General features: G+C 49.8%; 18 protein-coding genes. 5 read left to right on the plus strand and 13 right to left on the minus strand.

The window, feature by feature from the left end; translation table 11 throughout:
- The first annotated feature begins 16 nt into the window (after positions 1-16).
- Together era and recO are read left to right on the plus strand one after the other, a co-directional pair.
- Positions 17-937 (plus strand): GTPase Era, encoded by a 921-nt coding sequence (gene era, locus PsAD13_RS18840; protein ID WP_063289384.1) that lies wholly within the window; start codon positions 17-19, stop codon positions 935-937.
- Between the two features lie 63 nt (positions 938-1,000).
- Positions 1,001-1,756, plus strand: coding sequence for a DNA repair protein RecO (gene recO, locus PsAD13_RS18845; protein WP_063319120.1), 756 nt, complete (start codon positions 1,001-1,003; stop codon positions 1,754-1,756).
- Positions 1,757-1,777: 21 nt separating this feature from the next.
- On the opposite strand, the gene PsAD13_RS18850 is transcribed toward recO, so the two are convergent.
- The gene (locus PsAD13_RS18850; RefSeq protein ID WP_208986802.1) at positions 1,778-2,092 is read right to left on the minus strand and encodes a hypothetical protein; all 315 of its coding nucleotides are present in this window, start codon (positions 2,090-2,092) and stop codon (positions 1,778-1,780) included.
- 371 nt (positions 2,093-2,463) lie between these two features.
- On the opposite strand from PsAD13_RS18850, the gene parC reads away from it, so the two are divergent.
- Entirely contained in the window at positions 2,464-4,716 is a 2,253-nt protein-coding gene (parC, locus tag PsAD13_RS18855; protein WP_063319122.1) for a DNA topoisomerase IV subunit A, read from the plus strand.
- Between the two features lie 108 nt (positions 4,717-4,824).
- Here the strand turns inward: parC and yjjX are convergent, their stop codons facing one another.
- The 4 genes from yjjX to dapA all read right to left on the minus strand — a co-directional run bounded on the left by yjjX (position 4,825) and on the right by dapA (position 7,600).
- Positions 4,825-5,358 carry an inosine/xanthosine triphosphatase gene (gene yjjX, locus PsAD13_RS18860; protein ID WP_063291603.1) on the minus strand — a complete coding sequence of 178 codons (534 nt, stop codon included), beginning with the start codon at positions 5,356-5,358 and terminating at the stop codon, positions 4,825-4,827.
- 119 nt (positions 5,359-5,477) lie between these two features.
- Entirely contained in the window at positions 5,478-6,050 is a 573-nt protein-coding gene (gene pyrE / locus PsAD13_RS18865) for an orotate phosphoribosyltransferase (RefSeq protein WP_063319123.1), read from the minus strand.
- 127 nt (positions 6,051-6,177) lie between these two features.
- Positions 6,178-6,654, minus strand: a complete 477-nt coding sequence (gene smpB / locus PsAD13_RS18870) for an SsrA-binding protein SmpB (protein WP_057464271.1) — start codon at positions 6,652-6,654, stop codon at positions 6,178-6,180.
- Between the two features lie 67 nt (positions 6,655-6,721).
- Entirely contained in the window at positions 6,722-7,600 is an 879-nt protein-coding gene (gene dapA, locus PsAD13_RS18875; protein WP_057464270.1) for a 4-hydroxy-tetrahydrodipicolinate synthase, read from the minus strand.
- A gap of 312 nt (positions 7,601-7,912) precedes the next feature.
- Here dapA and PsAD13_RS18880 point away from each other — a divergent pair, with 312 nt between their 5' ends.
- Together PsAD13_RS18880 and PsAD13_RS18885 are read left to right on the plus strand one after the other, a co-directional pair.
- Positions 7,913-10,210: a transglycosylase SLT domain-containing protein gene (locus tag PsAD13_RS18880; RefSeq protein WP_063319124.1), complete on the plus strand. Its 2,298-nt coding sequence runs from the start codon at positions 7,913-7,915 to the stop codon at positions 10,208-10,210.
- A 298-nt stretch (positions 10,211-10,508) separates the two neighbouring features.
- Complete coding sequence (locus PsAD13_RS18885; protein ID WP_063319125.1) at positions 10,509-11,414, plus strand: alpha/beta hydrolase; 906 nt, start codon at positions 10,509-10,511, stop codon at positions 11,412-11,414.
- A gap of 67 nt (positions 11,415-11,481) precedes the next feature.
- Here PsAD13_RS18885 and PsAD13_RS18890 read toward each other — a convergent pair whose 3' ends face one another.
- The 8 genes from PsAD13_RS18890 to phnC all read right to left on the minus strand — a co-directional run bounded on the left by PsAD13_RS18890 (position 11,482) and on the right by phnC (position 23,110).
- A complete protein-coding gene (locus PsAD13_RS18890) occupies positions 11,482-12,714 on the minus strand; it encodes a porin (RefSeq protein ID WP_063319126.1) in 1,233 nt (410 codons plus the stop codon).
- 486 nt (positions 12,715-13,200) lie between these two features.
- Positions 13,201-14,397 carry a porin gene (locus tag PsAD13_RS18895; RefSeq protein ID WP_063319127.1) on the minus strand — a complete coding sequence of 399 codons (1,197 nt, stop codon included), beginning with the start codon at positions 14,395-14,397 and terminating at the stop codon, positions 13,201-13,203.
- A gap of 871 nt (positions 14,398-15,268) precedes the next feature.
- Positions 15,269-16,399: a porin gene (locus PsAD13_RS18900; RefSeq protein ID WP_063319128.1), complete on the minus strand. Its 1,131-nt coding sequence runs from the start codon at positions 16,397-16,399 to the stop codon at positions 15,269-15,271.
- A gap of 610 nt (positions 16,400-17,009) precedes the next feature.
- Positions 17,010-18,188, minus strand: coding sequence for a porin (locus PsAD13_RS18910; RefSeq protein WP_057464264.1), 1,179 nt, complete (start codon positions 18,186-18,188; stop codon positions 17,010-17,012).
- A gap of 762 nt (positions 18,189-18,950) precedes the next feature.
- Positions 18,951-20,315, minus strand: coding sequence for a phosphonate ABC transporter, permease protein PhnE (gene phnE, locus PsAD13_RS18915; protein ID WP_063319198.1), 1,365 nt, complete (start codon positions 20,313-20,315; stop codon positions 18,951-18,953).
- Between the two features lie 11 nt (positions 20,316-20,326).
- Positions 20,327-21,202 carry a phosphonate ABC transporter, permease protein PhnE gene (gene phnE, locus PsAD13_RS18920; protein WP_063319199.1) on the minus strand — a complete coding sequence of 292 codons (876 nt, stop codon included), beginning with the start codon at positions 21,200-21,202 and terminating at the stop codon, positions 20,327-20,329.
- Between the two features lie 95 nt (positions 21,203-21,297).
- Positions 21,298-22,224 (minus strand): phosphonate ABC transporter substrate-binding protein, encoded by a 927-nt coding sequence (phnD, locus tag PsAD13_RS18925; RefSeq protein ID WP_063289228.1) that lies wholly within the window; start codon positions 22,222-22,224, stop codon positions 21,298-21,300.
- Between the two features lie 40 nt (positions 22,225-22,264).
- Complete coding sequence (gene phnC, locus PsAD13_RS18930; protein WP_063319130.1) at positions 22,265-23,110, minus strand: phosphonate ABC transporter ATP-binding protein; 846 nt, start codon at positions 23,108-23,110, stop codon at positions 22,265-22,267.
- Positions 23,111-23,414 lie beyond the last annotated feature (304 nt).

Here is a 23,414-nt window from a genome sequence, read left to right on the forward strand (position 1 = left end):
TGACCTGCCAGAGGGCATGAACTTCAACCTCGGCAAACTCAACGAAAACACACGCGCTGGCTTTGTCGCGTTGATTGGCGCGCCAAATGCGGGCAAGTCGACGCTGCTGAACCAGTTGGTTGGCACGAAGGTTTCAATCGTCACCCACAAGGTGCAGACAACACGCGCAATCGTTCGCGGTGTTGCGATTGAAGACGACAGCCAGGTTATCTTCGTTGACACACCAGGCATCTTCCGCCCGAAACGCCGTCTTGACCGTGCAATGGTCGACACAGCATGGGGCGGAGCCAAGGACGCTGACGTCGTTGCCGTTCTCATTGACGCCAAGAAAGGCATCAATGAATCTGTAGAGCGTATTTTGAACGAACTGGAGCACATCAAACTCCCGAAAGTTCTGATCCTCAACAAGATCGACATCACCAAGCGCGATCAACTTCTGGCACTTGCGGCAAAAGCCAACGAGTACACCAAGTTTGATCAGACCTTCATGGTCTCTGCTATCAACGGCTCCGGTACAAAGGATATCCTGAAGTACTTCTCCGATCAGATGCCAAAAGGCCCATGGCTTTATCCGGAAGACCAGGCTTCAGACATCCCATTGCGTATGTTGGCCGCTGAGATCACCCGCGAGAAACTTTACCTGCGCCTTCATGAAGAGCTGCCTTACATCTCCACTGTCGAGACCGATAAGTGGGAAGATAAGAAAGACGGCTCCATCCGTATCGAGCAGACAATCTTCGTTGAACGCGACAGTCAAAAGTCAATTGTGCTGGGCAAGAACGGTCAGACCATCAAAGCGATCTCAAAAGCTGCACGTGAAGAGCTCACAGAAGCCTTTGAAACCACAATCCATCTCTTTGTGTTTGTGAAAGTGCGTGAAAACTGGTCCGATGATCCAGAACGCTATCGCAACATGGGATTGGACTTCCCACACTAGCGTATCCCCGAAAAGCGGATCCGGTTTTCGGACAAGGATACGCTGCGCTTAATGAGCACAATTATGCAGTGGCAGGCAGAAGGCATCGTCATTGGAACGCGCAAGCAGGGTGAAAACAACATCCTGCTTGAAGTTCTGACACCGGACAAAGGCCGCTGCCTGGGCTTGGTGCGCGGCGGCAGATCACGTCGCCAGCAACCAGCCCTGCAACTGGGCAATCATCTCAATCTCACTTGGCGCGCGAGACTGGATGAACATCTGGGCTTTTTCACAGTTGAGCCCCTGCAATTACGTGCCGCCCACCTCATGCAAACTGCAAGAGCCATTCACGGCCTGCAAAGCCTGTGCGCGCAAGTCCGCCTTCTTCCCGAGCGCGATCCACACCCCAATCTGTTTCACGCGCTGGACGTCATTCTCGATCATCTGGAAGACCCTCGAATTGGTGCAGCACTCGTGCTCCGTTTTGAGTTGGAACTGCTCAATGAGCTCGGCTTCGGCCTTGACCTCTCAGAATGCGCAGCCACTGGTGTCACCGAGGAACTGATCTGGGTTTCACCCAAATCAGGCCGAGCGGTTTGCAAAACAGCCGGACAACCTTACGCTACCAAGCTCCTCACACTGCCAGAGTTCCTGAAAGCGCCCGAGTCGCGGCTCTCCCAAAACATTCAAATCTCGAAGGGGGATATGGAAGCAGGGTTCTCACTCACCGGCTACTTCCTGTTCAAATACATCTATGAGCCGCGCAGCATTGCATGGCCTCCTGCACGAGACAATTATGTAACCGCGCTCAAAAAAGACTTCGCAAACCTGCCCAACTGAAACGAAGCCACACCAAGCCTATCAATCAGATTGCGGCCCATTCCCACCCGGCAAAACAATCACCGGACCAGTACTATCTCCTCCCAGCGGGATATAACGTTTCTTGGGCGGAGGCACATAAGGGTGCTGATCCTCTGGTGGAGGCTGATACCAGCTGCGAAGCACACCCGGCGCCTCAATGACCGTGCCCTGCCCTGCGCCTTCCAAAGATGGCGCTTGCTGATCAGATGCACCTTGAGCTGTTCTCCCATGATCCGCAGCATGGCTACAAGCCGTGATTGCCACGACTCCATACACCGCCATAAGACCTTTCAACGCCAAGCTTTGCTTCCTCACTATAACCTCCAGTCATCAACATGTTATCTCCTAAACAGCGACAACATCCTGCCATGTGCACGCTCTAGGATAGCCGAGCAAAAATCAGGTCGGCTTAAACCACCTCTGCAAATCCGAGTAATAATCGAAACCACCTGTTGCCTCTGCTAGTTGCGGTCGATTGGCGAGAATTCGCTCCACCAAAAATGATAGGGCATGATGCATGAATGCCAATGAACGTGACGTGCTCTAAGTAATCACCGCAGTGAGTCGCAAAACGCATGCCCGCTACACAGAATTAAACCTTGAAAAAGCGCTGTTTTCTGAGGATTTCATAGGTAGAACGGTGCGTTAGCATGGACAGAACAAGCCAAGAACGATAACCAAGTGTCATGGGACAGGAAGTGATCGGCCATGATGGCCCGGAAACAATCAATCTTAAAGATGCACTGGAAGAGCGCTACCTTAGCTACGCTCTGACAACCATCATGCATCGCGCACTACCAGATGTACGCGATGGCCTGAAGCCGGTGCACCGACGGATTTTGTATGGCATGCGCCTTTTAAAGCTCGATCCAAATCAGGGCTTTAAGAAGTGTGCGCGTGTTGTCGGTGACGTCATGGGTAAATATCACCCTCACGGTGACGCCGCCATCTACGACGCCCTTGTCCGTCTCGCACAGGATTTCTCCGTTCGCTATCCGATGGTGGATGGTCAGGGCAACTTCGGTAACATCGACGGCGATAGCGCCGCTGCGATGCGTTACACCGAAGCCCGCATGACCGACGTGGCCACCCGCATTCTGGATGGCCTCAACGAGAACGCTGTCGACTTCCGTGAAACTTACGACGGTCTGGATTCCGAACCAGTCGTTCTTCCCGGCAACTTCCCGAACCTTCTGGCAAACGGCTCCACAGGCATCGCAGTGGGCATGGCAACATCCATCCCCCCACACAATGCCTATGAGCTCTGCAACGCCTGCCAGCTTCTGATTTCCAAACCGGATGCGGAAATTGAAGAGCTCCTTGAGCACATCAAGGGCCCGGATTTCCCAACCGGCGGCACCATTGTCAACGATCAGGGCTCCATAGTGGAAGCCTACAAGACAGGCCGCGGCAGCTTCCGGACACGTGCAAAATGGCACAAAGAGGAAGGTCAGCGCGGCACCTACAACATCGTTGTTACAGAGATTCCATACGTCGTTCAGAAGTCCCGTCTGATCGAAAAAATCGCAGAACTCCTCATGGCACGCAAACTGCCGTTGCTGGATGATGTTCGCGATGAATCCGCTGAAGACGTGCGCGTGGTTCTGGTGCCACGCAACAAAAACGTTGACCCTGAACTCCTCATGGCCTCCCTTTTCAAGCTGACGGATCTGGAAAACAGATTCTCGCTGAACTTGAACGTCCTGTCCAAAGGCGTTGTTCCAAAGGTCATGAACCTGAAGGAAGTCCTGCAGGAGTGGCTAGAGCACCAGAAAGAAGTTCTGGTCCGCCGCTCCAATCACAGGCTGGACCAGATCAACCACCGTCTGGAAGTTCTGGAAGGCTACCTCATTGCCTACCTGAACATTGATGAAGTCATCCGCATCATCCGCGAAGAAGATGATGCCAAGGCGTCTCTCATTCGCGCGTTTGAGCTGACAGACGTTCAGGCTGAAGCCATCTTGAACATGCGCCTGCGCTCCTTGCGCAAGCTCGAAGAGTTCGAGATCAGGAAAGAACACGACAAACTCTCTAAAGAAAAATCAGGTCTGGAAGCTCTCCTCGCCTCCGACAAGAAACAGTGGAACCGCGTTTCCAAACAAGTCGGCGAGATCGGTAAGGCCTACGGCCCTGAGACCGAAATCGGCAAGCGCAGAACAGACTTCAGCACTGCAACGGACCACGATCTGGAAGAGATCCACCAGGCTATGATTGAGAAAGAACCGATCACGGTTGTTATCTCAGAAAAAGGCTGGATCAGAACACTTAAGGGCCATGTACAGGACGTCAGCACTCTCACCTTCAAGCAAGGCGATCAGCTGCACCTTTCCTTCCATGCAGAAACCACCAGCAAGATCCTGATCTTCACCAGTGGTGGTAAGTTCTATACCCTCGGCGCAGATAAGCTACCAGGCGGCCGCGGCCACGGTGAACCAATCCGCCTGATGCTGGATATGGACGAGACGCAGGAAATCATCAGCGCCTTCGTACATGACCCTGAGCGCAAACTCCTCATGTGCACCGATGGAGCATATGGTTTTGTAGTTCAGGAAAAGGATGTGATCGCCAACACCCGCAAAGGGAAACAGGTACTCAACGTGACAGCCCCGGCAAAGGCTGTCCTGTGCGTGCCGGCTATGGGAGACTATGTCGCGGTCATTGGCCACAACAGAAAACTCCTCACCTTCCCGCTTGCGCAAATCGCAGTCATGACGCGCGGTCGAGGTGTTCGCCTGCAGCGCTACAGAGATGGCGGCATTTCCGATATCAAGACCTTCAGTTCAGAAGAAGGCCTGACATGGACAGATGCATCTGGTCGCACCTTCAAGCGCACTCTAGAAGAAATGCAGGACTGGCGCGGCGACCGCGGTCAAGCCGGACGCCTGCCACCAAACGGCTTCCCGAGAACCAACAAATTCGATGGAAGTTCAACAGGTTAAAGCGATAATCAGAATCTATTTCTGCGCAATCTACCTAGTACCTACAAAAACAGAGCCTCAAGGGCTCTGTTTTTCGTTTTAGATGAATCTTTCTCTCAGCAACACCTGCTAAGCATCTCTAAATGCTGGAGATCTGAACGGCAGCAGCGCACAAAAGAGAGTATCTACGTAGGTCGAAGTCCGCGTTAGACGACCACCGGTCAGCAAACCAACTGCACCAGCCTTTTGCTTGATGTTATCAGTACCATAAATCTCATCAATAGCGTGCCCAAGCTCCATTCCCGAGCGCACCAACTGCATGACTTTCTCTGGCAGTGGCAGCAGCATGGAACGGCTGGCAGAAATCTGCCCTTCGCGCGAAATCACCACCATCCACGCAAACGTGTAGGCAATTCCGTGCAACTCACAGATACCGCCTTCCAGCCCGACACCAAAGTCCGCATCAGCTTGCGCTTCCAAAGCGTTCTCAGCACGCACCACAGCACCCTGACGCGTTTCCTCATCACTCATTGGCTGATCAGAAACACCAGAAGGAACACTTGCAGAAACCAGCTCAATGTCATCAGCCGGAAACTGAGCCCTGAACGCCTCAAGCGTCGCATTCACCTTGACCGGATTTTGAGAGGCAACAACGACTTTCATTCAAAACACTCCAGAACAATCAGAGCTCTTTAGCCCGCACTTTGAGCTAACAGAAACAGGTCTCGATACACTTGCGAGCGAAGCACGCGCAAACAAAGGCAAAATCACTTCAAACCGATTCACTGAGTTTCCATTTGGTTTGCCTGATCACCGAGCGATGCCTCAAGGTCGCTCCGCGTAAAAACCGGATAGACAGGCAACTCAGGAGCAGCGTGAATTGCAGGAGCACCGTCCCCTCGCCAAATTGCACAAACAACGGCGCGAACATCTGCCCCCTCTTGCGTAGCTAAACGCAATGCATCAGCAACAGCCCCACCAGTTGAGATAACGTCTTCTACGAAGACCACTTTTCGCCCAGTCAGATTTTGTCCTTCGATCGCACGACGAGTACCGTAAGATTTAGGCTCTTTTCGAACAAACGCTGCCGGAAGCCCAGTTTCCAGAGACATCGCAGTAACAAGAGGGACACCTCCAAGCTCAAGACCAGCGATAATTTCCGTTTCAGGCGGAAGCAACTCGCTCATTGCCCGTGCGAGCGGTCGCAAAATGTGAGGAAGTCCTTCGAAGCTGTACTTATCGAAGTAACGCTCAGAAACCTGCCCGGAACGCAGCACAAACTCACCTTCGAGCGTTGCGACCTTCGCAATCTGCCTCGCAAGATCGGGCAACAACAACATTGTTTCGCTAGACATCCGCTCCACCTCCAAACACAGTTGCCCCTTATTAGAAGGAATGCAACTTTCCAGCAAGTTCTCGGACCAGCCTTATCTTTGCAGGCGTAGGCAAAAAGCTGTAGCATCACCAGCTATGTGAGATGCTCTAGCCGTTCTTAAGCAAGCGTTGCTTTTCGCGGTTCCAGTCGCGTGTTTTTTCGGTCTGGCGCTTATCGTGAGCTTTTTTACCACGGCCCAAAGCGACTTCCATTTTTGCCCGCCCATCTTCATTAAAGTAGATCTTCAGGGGCACGATGGTCTTGCCTTCTTTTTGAACGGCAGCAAACAGCTTGTTCAACTCGCGGCGATGCATCAGCAGTTTTCGAGGACGGCGAGGTTCATGGTTAAAGCGGTTACCCTGCGTATATTCAGGGATGTAGACGTTGTAGACCATCATCTCCCCCCGATATTCAGCAGCATAGCTTTCAGCAATATTGCTTTTGCCTTGGCGAAGAGACTTTACTTCAGTGCCCCTCAGCTCAATACCAGCCTCAAACACATCTTCAATTTCGTAGTTAAAACGGGCCTTCCGGTTATCCGCAACAACCTTGCGCCCGGGAACGCCACCTTTTTTGGCAGCCATTTCTTTTCCTTATTTCATTCAATAAATGTCTCCGCGCACACTCATATTAGGTGCGCGGAGCAATAGTTTAATTGATCAGGCCTGCATGAACCATAGCCTTACGAATGCTTTCCTGAGTTTCTTCACTTACTGTGACCAAAGGCAGGCGCAACTCGTTTTCCATTTTGCCAAGCAGAGACAAAGCATACTTTGGCCCAGCTGGATTTGGCTCAATGAACAGGGCCTGGTGCAGCGGTGCAAGACGATCCTGAATGGAAAGCGCAGTTACAAAGTCGCCTGCAAGGCAAGCTTCCTGAAACTGAGAACACAGCGCAGGCGCAATGTTTGCTGTCACAGAAATACAGCCCTGACCACCATGAGCATTAAAGCCAAGTGCAGTGATATCTTCACCAGAAAGCTGAATGAAGTCATGACCACATAAATGGCGTTGCTCAGAAGCGCGCGCAAGGTTTGCCGTCGCATCTTTTACACCGACAATGTTGTCCACTTCATGAAACAGATCAGCCATCGTCTGGCTTTCCATATCAATGATGGAACGGCCCGGAATGTTGTAGATGTAGATCGGAAGATCTACAGAAGCAGCAATCGCCTTAAAGTGGCCCTTCAAACCAGCCTGATTAGGCTTGTTGTAATATGGCGTAACGGACAAAATCGCATCTGCCCCCACTTCCTGAGCGTGCTGCGCAAATTCGATTGCTTCAACCGGATTGTTGGAGCCAGCACCTGCCATAACAGGGACGCGGCCAGCAGAAACCTCAACAGCCATCTGCACGACACGCTTGTGCTCAGCAAAGGAAAGAGTTGGGCTTTCTCCGGTTGTTCCCACAGGCACAAGCCCGTGGGAGCCCTGTTTTATCTGCCAATCCACGAATTCCTGGAAGGCCTTCTCATCCACTTTGCCATCCTTGAAAGGTGTGACAAGTGCTGGAATTGATCCTCTAAACATCTCAGGTTCCTCGTTGGATTACATATATACAGAGCAAAATTTGCCAGTGCCCTCAAAGGGGTGGCATACAATAATGTGATCTAGCCTATCTCGGCAACATCACCAAGACCTTCTCTTATAAGATTCGGGAATTTTTTTGTGCTCATATTTAGGCCAGTTTCGACTGTAAGTATTATGGTCTCCTGAGTGAAACATTAAACAGATATTTACCCTGTTTGTGGCAAGCAGAATGAGGGACTTTTTGGGAATTAAACCGTCCGGTGCGTTTTTGCCGGATAAACAACACTCAGGTGAGACGGGCCGACGAGTAGTATGCGTATCCGTGAGTTTCTTCTAATATCGACACGTGTGAGTGCATTTGCCATTGCCACGACTGTTTCCGCATCGGCATTTTCAGCTGTATCTTCTTTAAATCACAGCGTTATTCCGGCTCCAAACCCTGCAAAGGTTGTGCGCACTATCGCCTTGAGCACGCAGCATGCTGCTGTTCAAAGCCGATCGCTTGCCGCCACGCCACGCTCCAAACCTCCAGTGATTGGCAGGGGCAGCACAGGTGGAACACAGAACTCTCAGCTGTCCAGCTATGCACCCGCAGCACCTGTCAGCAATGAGCGAACTGCAATTTCGACCCGACCTTCCAGCCCGCAAAATGCACTCGAAGCGACTGCTGCGCTGACAAGTTCTTATCCACAGGGATTGAGCACAGCTCAAGCAACAGGATCGGTTGAACCACTTAAAACCGTTCTCCAGCACGTTAAATCCGGACGGCTGAACGAAGCGCTGCGCGCTCGAAATGCTTTGCCGGATAATCTTGATCGTCGCGTGGCGGATTGGTTCATTATGCTACGGGGCGGCCCAAAGACACCGGTCACCCATATCGCCCAGTTTGCAGCCAGCGCACCACACTGGCCAACAGCAAAAGTCGTACGTGCTCGTGGAGAAGCCGCCCTCGCCGCATCCAACCTGACACCCATTCAGATCATCGCAGCATTCGGTTCTACTGTCCCGGAAACAAAGGACGGCAAACTTGTCCTTGCCAAAGCGCACTTAGCCAAAGGCAACAAGACAGAAGCCGCCAAACTTATTCGCCCACTCTGGCAAAAAACCGTCTTTGAAGCTCCCGAAGAAGCAACAATTCGCTCTGCCTTTGGCAGCCTCCTACGGCAAAAAGATCATCGTCTCAGAGCAGAAATGCTCCTGTATCGTGACAGAGCACGCGCAGCAGAACGCCTGCTTTCCGAACTGTCAAAAGACGAACAAACATACATCAAAGCCCGCATAGCGAGCATCCGCAAAAACGGCAATGCGCTCAGCAAGTTAAAGAGCGTTCCGCGCTCTATGAAGTCTGACAGCAATTACCAGTTCGCGCTCATCCAGCACTATCGCTTACAAGGGGATTACGACACCGCAGCAAAGCTGATGGAAGCAGCTCCAACTGATCCGGCCGCCTTGCTCAATGGTGACAGCTGGTGGAAGCAACGCCGTGACATTTCCCGCGAGATGATAGAGGCTGGCAAGCCGCGCCTCGCCTACAATATAGCAGCCCACCACGCAGCGGAATCTCCGGGCATGATCGTCGAGGCCGAGTTCCATGCCGGCTGGTTTGCCCTGCGCTATGTGGGTGATCCACGCCTGGCTGAGCCTCATTTCAAACGCATCGCAAAACTCGGCAAAACAGCACAAACGCTATCCCGTGCCTATTACTGGTTGGGCCGCACCCGCGAAGCTTTGAAAGATACAGACGGCGCCGTTGACTACTATAAACAGGCAGGCGCTTTCCAAACCGCATACTACGGACAACTGGCACTCGCCAAGCTCGGCATCAACCAAATGCCATTGGCATCCCTTCCGGATGTGACAACAGCAGACCGAACCGCCTTCAACCAGAACGAGCTTGTGCAAGCCATCAAGCGAATGGATGAAGCCGGACTGCACAATGATACACTGTTGTTTTATACGCACCTGGCGCGGACACTGCCAACAAACGGTCAAATCAGACTTCTGACTGAGCTAGCAGAATCTCGCGGCGTCTATCAATGGGCGACAATGGTTGGTCGTCTGGCGCAGGCAGAACGTGTGGAAGCGGCACCGCTCGCTTACCCGACCAACGCAATTCCGCGCAAAACACGCATCACAAAAGGTGTAGAAAAACCAGTCGTTTACGCGATTGCTCGACAAGAGAGCTCATTTAACCCAAAAGCGCGCAGCAGCGCAGGTGCATTGGGATTACTCCAACTCATGCCGGGGACAGCTCGCGACACGGCTCGCAATCTGGGGGTCTCCTACAAGAAGTCCCGCCTGACATCTGACCCAGCCTACAACGCCACACTGGGCGCAGCCTTTTTGGGAGAGCTGGTGGACGAGTTCGGTGGCTCCTACATCCTCACCTTCGCCGCGTACAACGCTGGTGAGAACAAAGTGAAGGAGTGGATTGAGCGCTTTGGCGACCCACGAGATCCAAAAATAGATCCAATAGATTGGGTTGAATCAATCCCTTACGGAGAAACGAGGAACTACGTGCAGCGCATCACGGAAAACCTTCAGGTCTATCGTTACAAGCTGGAAAACAAGCCACTCACGATCACACAGGATCTCACGCGCGGCTACTAATCCCACTGCAAAACAACTTAAAACAATCAAAGCCCGGTGAATTAGCCGGGCTTTTTGTTGTCAGCAACAGAACATAAACTTTCCGGGCACCCTTGCATCTCACCCTCCAACTTTGACAAGACACGTGCATAAACCTGCCCTATGGTGAGGATAACTGATCCAGCGATTCATCAGGCAGTTTTCACAATAGCAAACACACGCACTGAAAAAACTGTCTAACAGCGCCCTTCAGAAGCCAGAATTTAAACCGGACCGCATTGTAATCGCTGAAAACACCGAAGCATTTCGGGAGGAACTTATGCTTCAAGCCCCAGATTACATTGATGTCGACCTTCAAAACGTTGCGGGCGCAACCCGTTTCACTTGGAAAGCCAGCGATGGACTAACCTTATCTGCACACATCTGGGACCCGGATATTCCCCGCAACCCAACAGTCCTTTGCCTTTCTGGCCTGACGAGAAACACAAGAGATTTCTATCACCTAGCAAACTTTTTAAGAGAAAATGGTCACCGCGTCATCGCAATGGATTACCGTGGCCGTGGCCTGTCAGATCACTCTGAGGATTTTGAGACCTACAGTCTTGATCAGGAAGCCGACGATATTGACAGAGGCATCGAAGCGCTCGGACTTGAAAAATTTGCACTCATCGGCACATCCCGCGGCGGCCTCCACTCTTTCTCCATGGCCCAACGCCACCCAGAGCGCCTGCTATCAGTCATTATCAACGACATAGGCCCAGTCATCGAACCACCAGCCCTCGACGACATCATTACCTCAGTCGGCACCGTCATGTCCCAACCAAACATGAAAGCCGCAGCAGAGCGCCTCGCTTCCATCCATGCAACAGCGTTCACGGCCATGTCAGAAGCGGATTGGATAACATTCGCCAATCAACTATATGCCCCCAATTCTGACGGTGTATCATTACGCTATGACAAGCACTTGGGCGATACACTCCGTGGAGACAAGAAAGCTGTACCTGAAGATGATCTCTGGATGTCTTTCAGCGCGCTAAAACCGTTTCCTCACCTCTTACTCCATGGACAAAACTCACGTCTCCTCACAACAAAGACTGTCGAGAAAATGCAGCAGTTGCACGAGAAGATGGAACTCGCAGTCATCCCCAATCAAGGACATGCACCTCTACTCTGGGACCAACCCACCCAAAGGAGCATCCTCAATTTTATAAGACAGCACGCTTAGCAAACACAAAAAAAGAGGAGTTGGCTCATCAGATCCAACTCCCAAGTTCTTCAAGAAACTTAATGCCTTAGAAGGTTCTCTGAACTCTGAAGAGCGCACTGGCCGCATCAAAGTCTTTCTCATCCTCCGGCGATGTTCGTGCATAGCCAAGGTCAACACCCATTTCCATTCCACTTACCGGCGACCAGACCAGATCCCAATCCAGAGCAAACCGATCAAAGTCTGGAAGCGCGGCACCAGTTGGTGTGTCAACAACCGCGTAACTCGCATCAAAGTCTGTCCGCACTTCAGGCGTCACATAGTGCGTAAGCCCACCTGAAAACGACAGTGCTTCGGTCTTTCTGGTATCGCCGTTGATGTAGTAAGCGTCAAAAACTTCATCGTCATCAATACCCACATAGGAAACAGCACCGTTTCCATACTGGAACTGAAGAGCCATAGCATCCTGACTACCCATCTGAGGGAGGTTAATAATTGCCCCTGCCCCCAACGCCCAGCCAACTTCACCAGGCACATAAGCTGCTTCTGGTCTGATGTTCGTCACAGCCGCCGCGAGCTTCGCACTACCCCAGTCACCATCCATCCGGAATGCCGCAACTGCATCAGGTGCCTTGTTTCCAGCCTTTCCGTTTTCGCTCGCAACACCCGTAAATACGCCATGCGCACGGTAAACAGGATCCTCAATAGAAACGGTAACGGAAACACCACCATCAAACACTTCCGTGTAAGCTGCGGCCCAGGAATTAGTGTCTGACCAATCGCGATGCACAGAGCCAAAGGTAGCGCCCGTAAAGAAGTCAAACAGAGAACCAGTGCGCCCAATCGTAAAGCCACCAAACTGAATATAAGCTTTGTTCAGATCCATTTCCGGAGAGTCACCATATCGTTCAGTGTCTGAATCCACGGTCGCTCTAAGCTCGGAAAAAGTGCGAACAAACCCAAATTCGGTCTCTGATCGCGCATCCATGCGGATGTAGGAGCGAGCACGAAAGCGCATCGAGTTCAAATCACGCCCTTTAGGATCATCATCGACCACGCCGCCCCAGTTACTTGGCTTTTTCGGAAAGCGTCGATACTGCGCATCCGTACGCACCCGGCCACTTAAGCGCAGACACGTCTGTGTACCAGGGATAAAGAAAAATCCCTCACCATACGCATCACACACCTGCACATAGTCCAGCGGCTCCACCAAATTGAGCGGCTCAGGTTCAGCCTCAAAAACAGGTTTAGGCAAGTCTGTAGCCTGTGCTGTAACTCCGAATGACAGCAAGACCGGCAGGAATATCAGCTTCTTCGTCATAGTATTGAACCTCCATCCGTCACTCGGAGTAGCCCAATGCCCACAAATGCAGTGATCAAAATCAGCTGCAATGACTACCCCTGTGCAACTAGACAATTACGCCAAGGTTCAATTTTCGCAATTACTATGGATTGGGCAGGATTATCTCACCCAATCGAAACGGGCAGGAAGTTCAACTGAGCAAAATTTCGCAGCTTGGGAGGTCACCATGGCGTAATACTCATTGAAAACTTAAGTATCGCGTACAAATGGGAAAGCCCGGCGGGTTGGAACCGCCGGGCCTGAGAGACTGATTGAAAGATCAGGATATATGAACTTCAACCAGATATAGATTAGAAGGTTTTGAGCGAAACCAAAACTCATAAAATCTTGAAGTAGTACCTACCTATACCCACTATATACGCAAGTCTGTGGCAAGTATCACATCAAGGCTTTATGAAAGTGGTCCCGGCGACACCGCCGCCGAGACCCTCAATCTAAGAAATCTTAGAAGGTGTACTGTACACGAGTAGTAACTTTCGCCACGTCAGCGTCAGCTGAATCGTCGTTGTCAACTTTACCCCAACCAGCATCGAGGATAATGTTCAAGCCTGCGACAGGTGCATAGTTGAGAGAACCATTAATGGAAGTGAATGTTGCGTCATAATCATCCTGATCATAGGAGGAGTAAGATGCATCCAAAGCACCAGTCAGTGTATCTGTAATTCCAACTTCAACACCAGCAACCAAAGTGTAAGCTGTCAGAGCTTCATCATCAGATTCAGCAACAAACTGCATACCATCCTGGAGACCACCTGCATAGCTTAATGCATTACGAGCATAAGTAGCACCAAAGCCTAGTTTTACATTTTCAGCAACATCAGCTTCTAGAGTACCAGCAACAGCGTAACCGTACGTTACATCGCCATCAATAAAGTCATTAAACGCATGTGCAGCTGCTGACAGATTAGCAGAGAACATTCCCTGAGTAACACCAAGAGAACCCTCAAAATTGACGGCTTTTGATGCCTTCTGGTTCACCTCGAGAACAGTGTTACCATTTCCATCAACCAGATCATACTCAAGTCCGCTAGCTTCTGCATCCATCACACCGAAGGAAGCAGTGAAACCATTACCAAACGATGTAGTTGCAGAAATCTGGAGCGAATCTTCTCCACCAGAAACTGGTCCAATAGTACCAATCGCTGAATAGCCACCAAATGCAGAGAATACAGAAGCAGAACGACCGATCAATACTGAAGTATCTTCAAAGCCGAACTGAACATACGCAGAGCCAACTTCAACTTTACTCGAGTTATCATCACTCCATTTAGTGTTCAACTCAGTATATGTTTTGATAGAAGCAACTTCTGTATCAGTCATAGACTCAAGGTAAATGTAACCCTTAGCGTATGCGCTGTAAGCATTCTCAGCTTCATATTCATTACCTGGAGTAAGAGGATCATCTGACTTCGCCGCACGATTGTAACCCTCAGTCAGATCATGAGAAGTGTAGTTGGTGCGGATGCGGCCATGTACGCGGATGCAAGTGTCCTGACCTGGCAGCTGGAAGTAACCAGCACCGAATGCGTCACATGCCTGTACGTAGTTTACTGGTTCAGCAACTACTGGAAGGTCAGCAGCCATTGCTGGAGTTGCAGCTGCAGCTGCTGCTGCTGCGATAGCGATTTTCTTGAAGTTCATCACAAGCTTCCCATAATATGGATTTTAAACTTTATTTAAAACAGATCATCAAACCGCAATTCAGGTGCGAGCACCGTCATCAAACGTGTCTGAACTGTCCCCGTGAACCCTCCGCCTCAATTCAAGCGCCTACTTGAAGAAAAAGCCCCCTGAAGGTTCGTGAGGAGAAATTACAATGTTAGGAGTTTTAGGCAAGCCTATTCAGAGCACTAACTTGCCTATTTGTACTCGTGACTTTTTACATGTGTCTTTTTGACAACACGAGAAATAGGCAAGCCAGGCAGCAACCCTCTAACACATAAGACATTCAACTCTTAAATGTCGGGAAACATTGTTCCTGTACCCTATAATAGAAATTAATTATTTCTGTTTAATATCAATTAGTTATCTATTAATCATATATAATCAGCAACTCAACCGTGATCAGTAGGAGACGTCGATGCGACTGAACTAAGTATGTAGCAACATACAGTCACTCTGTGTGAATAAAGATATCGTAAAATTAGGCAATTTAGAAAAACAATATGAAGGATGGGCAGTTTATCTGGCCCAGGCTGCTTTGATAACAGCTTAGCCGCCGCCAATCACCATTCAAAGGATCAGGCAAGGCAATCAAGTCTAATGCTTCTATTGGAGTATAAGCATCATTGACCGCGAAACATTCACGCAACATAAAGTCCTAGCCCCACGCCCAACCCCCCAATAGAGCTTAGCTCCACACTTCAGGACTAATCAAATTTAGCGAAGATGCCCGAAGTCATTCACTACGCTTGCCCTCTTCCTCATAGACAACAAAAAAGCCTCGGCAACCGTAGTTACCGAGGCTTTCGAAACCGGATGGCAAACTAAGCCATCAAATTTTCACACCAGATTAGAAGGTGTATTGTACACGAGCACCAACTTTTGCGGAGTCATCATACTTTTTACCTTCAACTTCTTTTTGCTCCCAACCTGCAGCCAGAGCGAGGCCTAGCCCAGCTACTGGAGAGTAAACAACAGAACCGTTCACGTTTGTTGCCGTAACATCAAGATCAGTAGAAGTTTCAAAATCTGCGTAAGTCAGGTCAAGCTGAGCAGAAATAGTTTCTGTCAGAGCAGTTTCGACACCACCAGACAAGCTGTAACCGGTTGCTGCCGCAAGTTCCACCTTGTCTTTATCAAGACCGATGTATGCTCCAGCTTCATCCGCATACTGAGCCTGGAAGGTAATTTCAGTACCTTCTTTAAGCATATCGAGGTTGAAAGTTGCAGTTGCACCACCTGCGTAACCGTAACCATCTTCGTCAGCTTTGTTGTGCGCAGCACCGGAGAGCTGGAAAGAACCCCAACCCTGAGAAACTTTCAGAGCACCTACAATATCAACTGCGTTATCTTCGCCACCGCGATAGTTAGAATCTTCAAGAGAAACTGCCGCAGTGAAGCCGTTACCAAGATCAGCAGTGAAAGAAGCCTGCAATGTGGAAACATCAGAAAGAGCTACGCCAACTGGAACAATCCAAGTGTAACCTGTGAAACCATCGAACTGAGAAGACTCACGACCGAACAAAAAGGAACCGTAACCAGTACCGATTTGCACCCATGCATCGTTTGTCTTAGTTGAGCTAGAACCGCTCTGATTCCACTCACCCTGGAACTCAGTGTAAGTTTTAATGGTACCAATTTCTGTCGCTGTCATCGATGTAAAGTAAAGGTAACCACGAGTGTAAGAACCATAATCGTTCTTCAGGTCTTTACCATCTTCCTGATCAGCAACATCATCTTTGTTGTAATCTACAGTATCACCAAGGCCTTCACCAAGATCGTGGGAAACGTACTGCGCACGGATACGACCGCCGAGCTTGATGCAGGTCTCTGCACCTGGAAGCTGGAAGTAACCAGCGCCGAATGCGTCACATGCTTTTACGTAGTTTACTGGCTCAGCAGCGAGTGGCAGATCTGCAGCCTGTGCAGAAGTTGCAGCTGCAGCAGCTGCTGCAGCGAGTGCAAGAGTTTTAACGTTCATAATCCTGACCTTCCAATGTCTCTCAATAGAAAGAAGAAACTGGCGTGACCTGTTTGGAGCAGCTCACATTTCCTCTTTTCCCTGCGACACGAGAACCAGAGAGGCTCGCCATAATTTGGCAAAGCATTCAATCGGCTCGACCGCGTCGATGGACATATTGATGCCCGACGAGATGGAAGATCGCAATATCAACCTAGTAGTTTGAAAGGGGAGAAACATCACCACGCTAAAGTAGTGTGTTTTTTTTGACACAACAGCTTTTGTGGGTGCCTGTTTCACTCAACTCAGACACCACAGATCATAGTCATTCTAATTCTCACTAAGCCACTGAATTATATAATATAAATTAAACCACAGCACACTTGGACCAGTATATTTAATTGCTAGAAAAGCATAATCTCACTGAACGTGCGCAAAAAATTACGCACTGGGGATTAAAATGCCGACTAAAATTTAATATGCAAATTCAAAATAGAAATAGGCAAGAGCGCCCACATACACATAGCCTCAAACAGAGGAACCCGGTGGTTTTGGACACCACCGGGAATGAGAGTCATTGGAAAATCAGGATTATTGAAAGTCCAATGAAGGTCTAAGGCTTAAGTCAGCCTTAGAAAGAACGCTGTACGCGGAAGTTCAAGACACCAGCATCTTCTTTAGATGCACCATCGACGTCATCCTGCTTCCAACCAGCGCCAGCAGAGAACAGCAGACCGGAAACTGGACGGTACTCAAGAGTACCGGCTACAACAACCTGATTGAAGTCAGCGTCGCCTGCACCAACTTCAACATCAAGGTAGGAAGCTTCTACACCAGAAGACAGTTCACTTGTCCAGTTGTGCATATAACCACCAGCAACAGACCAAGCTTTATTGGTTTCGATGTCACCATCAGCGTCAAGGACTGCATCTGCAACGTCACTTTCAGCGCCAACATATGCCATAGCACCGTCTGCATAAGCAGCCTGGAAGTTGATCACGTCGCCAGGAGCAATCATGTCAAGATTGAAGCCAACAGCACCCGCAACAGCGTATCCAACTTCAGAGGAGTCACGATCACCTGGAGCGTCAACTTTAGTTACTGCACCAGAAAGACCAGCATAGCCCCAACCCTGATTCAGCAAAACTTTCGCAACGAAGGATGGAAGGGTGTTACCTGCTTTGCCGATTATAAGTTCGCCGCTTTTTTCGTCCGTGGCAGCACCAAACACACCCTGCTCACGATCAGAATTGTCTTCAATAGACGCAGCAATCGTCAGGCCGTTACCCAATGCGTGGGTGTAGGATGCCTGCCATACGGTGTCATCAGCCAGGTGGCGGTCAAACAGGTTGGAAGCCAGTTCGCCAGTCCAAAGGTCGAATGCAGAAGTTGCAAGACCAAAAGTGAAGCCACCAATCTGAACATAACCCTTGTCCAGTTTAACACCTTCAGCACCGCGTGAGTCGGAATTAGAAGTGTACTGGAAATCCATGTATGTACGGATCAGACCCAGCTCAGACTGTGTACGAGTATCAATACGCAGGTTCGCACGGGAACGGAAGTTGTGGTTGTTGTCTTCTCTGCTGTAATCTTCATCGTCCAGCAGGTCAGTGAAGCGTGCTTCAACACGAACACGACCACCGATTTTGATTGCAGTTTCAGTGCCTGGCAGTACGAAGAAACCTGCACCGTATGCATCGTTGATGCGTACGTAATCTACTGGTGCAATATCAGCTGGAAGATCAGCAGCCTGAACGGAAGTTGCAGCGGCAGCAGCAGCTGCTGCGATTGCGATAGCCTTAAAGTTCATAATTCTAACTTTCTTTAAAACCAGAGCAGCTCGACCACATGTCGATCCCTGACCACTCTGGCTCCCCACTTGCGCATCCTGATCAAAGCAATGTTTGAAACATCACTTTATTCAGCGGGCACCGGTAAGTGCGCCCCGCGCTGTTCACAACATCAATATTTGTGATCTTTGGTTTTTAATCAATAATTCAAATGAAGTTTGAAAGTCATCGAAACACGATGTGGCACAAATAACACAGGGAATTCAGGGGAGGTAAGCCAAACTAAGAACGGCAACACGTACTAGAAACAAACCATTTCAAAGCAAAAGCGAAGATTAAACCCATAATTTATTGTTATGTTCCGAGTTACTGGAGAGGTGTTGAGACCGGGCCGGTATAACTTAAGAAAAACAAACATAAATCATCACTTATTCAGTCAAAAACCTACTATCTCAAAGCTCTTTCCTTCCAAGTCAGCTGCAACTGACTGCAAGAATACATCAACACAAACAAAAAATAATAATACATAAATATTTTTGATGTTAAATACACCAGTTCCACACAACCAAGAAAAATACATATAAATCAATAATTTAACTAAATTCACATAGGATCACTGCGATTTATCAGCCTAAAACGCATTAACTTTTGCAGTCTACACGATGTGGACAAATCCACCTCAGCGAGCATTTTTCACCCGAAGGACAACTGACTGCCTACCAAAAACAAAGAGGGCAGCCACTTGAGTAACTGCCCTCCTCCATAAAACTGAGTGTTTTGTCCTAGGCTTGGCCTTCAATGAGTTTGCGACGTAACCATCCTGAGAGTTGATCCATCATCATCACCACCACAATGATCAGAAAGATCAGGTAGAGAGTGTTCTCCCAATCCTGTCTGGTTCGCATAGTCTCTATAAGCTTTAGGCCTATTCCCCCTGCTCCCAATGCCCCAATCACAGTGGCACTGCGTGTATTGCTCTCCAGATAATAAAGCATCTGAGATATAAAGAGAGGTAGGATTTGCGGAAACAGCCCGAACCGGTATTTCTGAACCGGAGAAGCTCCCGTTGCTTGCACGCCTTCCGCCTGTTTCTTATCTGCATTCTCAATCGCCTCAGAGAACAACTTGCCGAAAGTACCCGTATCAGTGAAGAAGATCGCAAAAATCCCGGAGAGCGGCCCAAGTCCGAACGCCCGTATAAAGATGAGCGACCAGATAAGCATATCGACCCCGCGTAGGAAATCGAAGAACCAGCGCACGCCTGTTCGCGCTAGCCTCACCGGATTAACATTCGCAGCAGCAGCAAACGCAAGCGGCAATGCTAGAATACCCGCAATCAAGGTACCGACCACGGCCATGATGAGAGTTTGCAGCAATGCGAAATAAACCTCCCCATGCTGCCACTCACTGTTCATCCAAAACTCATTGAACATAAAGCGCAGGTTGGAAACATCAGGATCCAGTCTTTCCGAAGAGAACGCCAGGGACATCAGCTGACCAGCACTCAGCCCGTTCAGCTTGCTGTCAAAGTCAAACCAGAAGTTCTCCCACCCAACGAAATAGCGATGCACCTCAACTTTGCTCTTTGTCAGCCAGATACGTGTATATAAAGAGGGTCGCGCATTAACCTGGGTTTTCGAGACCTTCAGCCAGTCAGCCTCCGCTCCACCAATAAACTGCGGAACCCCATCTCCAACTTTGAATGTAAAAGGCTCATCAAACTCTGGATGAGTGTAAGTCACCACATCATCTGCAAAATGAAGCACCCCATCTTCACCGAGCAGAATGGAGGATTGCCCACGTGATTGCTCAATCCAATCTGGCTGCTCTTTATATATAGCCCGTCTGTTGCCCTCCAGGCTAACAACAAATCCCTGATCAGCCTTCTTGAACTGATACTTTGCATGCACCTTGTGGGCATAAGCATCCAGTGCAAACAGTTGAGCCATGTCCCCACGAGCCTTCTCCATCACGCCCGGAACATCAAACGCGAAAAAGCAGAGAGCCAAATAAACAACAACCAACAGCGACAGCACCGGCCCAAGCAAGCGCTTTTTCAAATCCAGCCCGAGAACACCGGGATACTGCTCGTCCAACCGTTGCTCTTCATGATGCGACGTCCCACGCAAGGCACTAATATCTGTCATAGAACGCTCCATCAAACTTGCCCCGTCTGACCAATAAGTTTTTGTCGCATCCAGCCACTGAGGTAATCGATGGACGTAATTGAAAGAACCAGCATGAAAATGATGACAAGAATGTCAGCTCCATAGTTCCAATCGACAACCATCTTCAACTCAGCACCAAGACCACCAGCCCCGACAAACCCAAGGATTGCAGAGGCCCGTACGTTCACTTCCAACCGAAGCAGCGTGTAAGACAAAAAATTCGGAAGCACCTGAGGCAGAATGCCAAAGCGAATTTGCTCCAACCAGTTGCCACCTACACTGCGAATGCCTTCAGCAGCCTTCAGGTCACAGTTCTCATTCACCTCAGAAAACTGTTTGGCGAGTGCACCAATTGTATGCGTTGTCACCGCAATCACAGCTGCAACCGGACTTGGCCCAAAAATCAGAACCAGCAACAGCGCAATCACAATCTCTGGAAACGCGCGAAAAATATCCATCAACCGGCGCATTGCAGCAACGGCCAGCCGATTGCTCACCAAGTTACGGCTCGCAACAAAACTCAGCGCCCCGCCCAGAAAAAATGCCAGAAGAGTTGAGACCAAAGCGATGTTGACGGTCTCGATTAGGTACGGAAGATATTGAAGAACAAGTGCGAAGAGCCCAACCAGCCCTTCCTCATAAGCACCAATGAACAACTCAGCCGGATAATCAAAGAATTTACCCAAGCCGGTCCAAAAGCCACCAGAATTTGCTTGGTCCGCAACAAACAAGCCACCGAAGATGCTCAGGACACAAAGGCCGAGCAGAGAAAGAGTATATAGCGTTCGGCGCCGGGCAACACGCTCATAGGCCTGAGAAATCTCAGCCAAACGGGAAGCTTCGGCAAGCGCCAGATGAGCGGCCACTTCAACATCCTCCAAACAGGGAAATGATGAGAGCCACCACGGCCCTCATAAAGAAAGGGCGCGGTCAGCTCCGCGCCCCTTTACTACTCTGAGAATTAGTTAGCTTTTTTCGCTTCAATCTTACGGCGACGCGCTTCAACAATGGTCTTGTAGAAGTCGTGGTTCACCTCCACAAAGTCAGCGTACTCACCACCCTGTGCGGAATAGAAGCACTCAGTGTTATCAGTCACCATAGACTTCAACGAGGCGACAACCTTCTGCTTAACGTCAGATGGAAGCGACTTACGTACAACAAGCGGACCATTAGGGATCAGCGGAGACTGCCAGACCTGAACCAGATCAGACATATCAACCATGCCTTTATCTACCATCTTACGTAGGTTACCAGAGGTGTAGCCCTCTTCCCATTCGCCAACACCAGATGCCCAGGTGACGCCGCCGTCAACATCGCCATTCAAAACAGCAAGAACGTTCTGCTCGTGTCCACCAGAGAACTGCGTAGAGGCAAAGTACTCTTTCAGGTTCAGGCCCATATCGTCAAACGCAACAGAAGGAACCAGATAACCGGAGGTGGAGTTAGGGTCAGCAAAGCCCATGCGCTTGCCCTTCATGTCTTCCAGCGTTTCAATACCAGAATCTGCACGAGCAACCAAAACAGAATAATAGCCTGTTGCGCCATCTGTCTGCTTGGTGGTCAGCACTGGCTCAACAGCATCAGGAGCTGACAGATAAACAGCAGAGTAACCGGAAGCGCCAAGCTCGGCATAATCCAGGTTACCACCCTTCAGGCCTTCAATGGTGCCAGCATAATCAGCTGCCGGGAAAAGCTTGACCGGAACACCCAGCAGCTTTTCAAAACGGTCAACCAGACACTGGTTGGAACGAAGACGATCCGCCTCATTCTCACCACCAAGAATACCAATGCGGAACTCAGTGATTTTCTCTTCAGCCAGAGCCATAGGCGCAGCAAGAAGGGTTGTGCTAACAGCAAGAGCTGCAGCGACTTTACCGATGATTTTCATCAGAGCACTCCAATATCAGAATATAAATCTAAACCCGCCGCTATTCAGCAGCAGAGACAACAGGCGAAGCATCGCCTTTCGCCAGTTCCAGGGCAGCGATTTTTGCACCTTCGCTACCCAGAGAAGTTGAGGTCATCCCCTCCTCAAAACTGTCGTCAGCACCGTAGATCTCACGGGCTACTGCGGTCGAAAGCTCATCCGGTTTCCCATCAAAAACAATCTCACCATCACGCATGCCAATCACGCGGTCACAGTAATTACGGGCAGTATCAAGAGTATGGAGATTACAAATAACTGTCAGGCCATCTTCCGCGTTGATCGCCTTAAGAGCGTCCATCACCACCTGCGCGTTCATCGGATCCAGCGAGGCAATCGGCTCATCTGCCAAAAGCATTTTCGGGTCCTGCATAAGAGCACGAGCAATCGCAACACGCTGTTGCTGACCACCAGAAAGATTTTCCGCCCTTTTCAAAGCCGTTTCAGCAATGCCAAGTCTTTCAAGTTTCAGCAGAGCCTGAACCCGCTCTTCACGAGTGAACAGCTTAAGCATGCTTGAAACTGTTCCGTGTGCATTCAGGCGTCCCAACATAACGTTGGTTAAAACATCAAGGCGAGGAACCAGGTTGAACTGCTGAAAGATCATCGCGCAATCACGCTGCCAGCGGCGCTTATACGCCCCCTGCAAGGCAAGCACATCAACACCATCAACAAGGACACGCCCGTCGGTTGCCGGGGTAAGTCTGTTGATCATCCGCAGCAATGTGGATTTACCTGCACCAGAACGACCAATAATGCCGATCATCTGAGGCTTCTCAACAATGAAGCTCGCCCCTTTGACAGCAACATGCGCGCCAAATTCTTTTCTAACGCTTTCAAACTGGATCAAGAGCTCAACCCCGGTACCTGTTAAAATTTAACGTACTAGGCACACGCGATTGTTACAGCGAAATGACGCTCACTCACAAAGCAACCCCGTCAAAAAACCGTCACACCCCACCTCCCCCACATAGCTGACAAAACGAGCATTACATTACGTTTCTATGACAGAAGGAAAAGCCAACCGGCTTTCAAACCAAGGTGTCGAAACTCTGCTTTTCAGGGAATCAAAAACCGTCGATTGAACGCTAAGCACTCTAAACACTCAGTAGAGCTAAACACCTAACTTCTGAAAGCATCGACATTTAAAAAGC

Origin of the sequence: Pseudovibrio sp. Ad13, assembly GCF_001623225.1 — a bacterium.
Taxonomy (GTDB): Bacteria; Pseudomonadota; Alphaproteobacteria; order Rhizobiales; family Stappiaceae; genus Pseudovibrio.